The organism is Photobacterium sp. Ph5, assembly GCF_022129445.1.
Taxonomy (GTDB): Bacteria; Pseudomonadota; Gammaproteobacteria; order Enterobacterales; family Vibrionaceae; genus Photobacterium.
In genome coordinates, this window is the sequence record NZ_JADQAQ010000109.1 from 1 (window position 1) to 2,237 (window position 2,237).

A 2,237-nucleotide genomic window follows, 5' to 3' on the forward strand; every position below is an offset into this window, starting at 1 on the left:
AACAATATTTAAGTTAAATCCAATTTAAATACCTTTTCACATCTATTTAATTTGGGTTTATCGAAGCGCGAAAAAATCAGGTATATATTTATGAGCAATATAAATGTAATGCGCGCTCTTATCGTAGAGCACCAAAATATTGAAGCGAATAGCTACGCAGACCGTACTACTCAGTCTCTAGCTCAAGAATTAAAAGATCGCTCAATTGAAATCATCACTGCAACCTCTTATGACGATGCGAAAGCTATTATTATGGCGAATCAAATCGACAGCTTGGTGCTAGCGCTTGATAAAACTGAAGAACAATTAACAAATTCAACTGAAGAACTAGAACTTCTTGCTGTACTTAAAGAGCGTCAAGCTGAAGTGCCTGTATTTGTTCTAGCTGAACGTGCTCGTACTTCTGTTCTTGCTAACCGCAAGCTAATGGAACGTATCGACGAGTGTTACTCAGTACTTGAAGACACTGCAGATTTCGTTGCTGGCCGTATCGTTGCTGCAATGAAGCGTTACCGTGATGTTGTTATTCCTCCATTTATGAAAGCGATGATGGAATACAACGACGTTCACGAGTACTCATGGTCTGCTCCTGGTCACCAAGGCGGTATCGGTTTCACTAAGACTCCAGCCGGTAACCAGTTCTACCAATTCTACGGTGAAAACCTATTCCGTACTGATATGGGTATCGAACGTGCTTCTCTAGGTTCTCTACTAGACCACACTGGCGCATTCAAAGACTCAGAAGTAGAAGCAGCGAAAATCTTCGGTGCTCACGAATCTTACTCAGGTATCGTAGGTACTTCTGGCTCTAACCGTACTATCATGCAAGCGTGTCTAAAAGATGACGACGTTGCTATCTGTGACCGTAACTGTCACAAATCAATTGAACAAGGTCTGATCCTAACTGGTGCTCGCCCTGTTTATATGACACCTAGCCGTAACTGCTACGGTATCATCGGTCCAATCAGCAAAGCGCAAATGAGCAAAGAGTCTCTAGCGAAGAAAATTGCTGAGAAAGCACCTGAATTTGACCTAAACAAAGATAAAGCAAGCTACTCTGTAGTAACTAACTGTACTTATGACGGTATGTGTTACCACTCAGAAGTGACTGAAGCACTTCTTGCTGAATCTGCAAGCCGTATCCACATGGATGAAGCTTGGTTTGGTTATGCTCGCTTTAACCCTATCTACAAGGGTCACTTTGCGATGCGTGGCGATGCGAAAGACCACAAAGGTCCAACAGTATTTGCAACTCACTCAACTCACAAGTTGTTGAACGCACTGTCTCAAGCATCTTACATTCACGTTCGTAACGGTGAAAACGCTATCGACTTCGATCGTTTCAACCAAGCGTACATGATGCACACTTCAACTTCACCACTATACGCAATCTGCGCATCTAACGATGTTGCTGCGAACATGATGAAAGGTGAAAGTGGTCTGTCTCTAACTAACGAAGTGGTTCGTGAAGCGGTTATCTTCCGTCAAAACGTACGTCGTCTATTCAACGATTACACTTCTGAAAACGATTGGTTCTTCAAGCCTTGGAACGCAGAAACTGTTACTGAAACTAACGGTGACAAAGTGAAGTTTGAAGACGCATCTATTGAAGCGTTAATGACAGTTCAAGACAACTGGAAACTACACCCAGGCGATCAATGGCACGGTTTCGATGACATCGATGATGACTGGTGTATGCTTGACCCCATCAAGGTGAGCCTACTAACTCCAGGACTTGATGACAAAGGTCAATTCCTAGATAAAGGTGTTCCTGCAGCACTTGTTAGCGCATACCTAGGTCGTTTCGGTATCGTACCAACTCGTACAACTGACTTCCAAGTAATGTTCCTATTCTCAATGGGTATTACTAAAGGTAAACGTGACACACTAATCAACACCTTGTTGTCATTTAAGCGTCACTACGATGCAAACGCAGATCTAGAAGTGATTCTACCTGAGCTAGTTGCAAGCAACCCTGCAGCTTACAAAGGTCTTGGTCTGAAAGATCTAGGTAACAAGATGTTTGAATACCTAGTTCGTCACAACCCAGGTCAAGTGCTAAACAACGCGTACTCAAGCCTACCAGAAATGGAGCTTAAACCACGTGATGCTTACCAGATGATCGTATCTAACGACGTTGAGCTAGTTGCTTCGGATGAACTTGTTGGTCGTGTTGCAGCGCACTCTGTTATCCCTTACCCACCAGGCATCCCAATGCTAATGGGTGGTGAAAACTT

The 2,237-nt window shown here is 43.3% G+C and carries 1 protein-coding gene; it reads left to right on the forward strand.

What is annotated here, in order from left to right; genetic code table 11:
- Window positions 1-90: 90 nt before the first annotated feature.
- A partial coding sequence (locus I3259_RS20125; protein ID WP_238031438.1) for an Orn/Lys/Arg decarboxylase N-terminal domain-containing protein occupies window positions 91-2,237 on the forward strand: 2,147 nt, incomplete at its 3' end.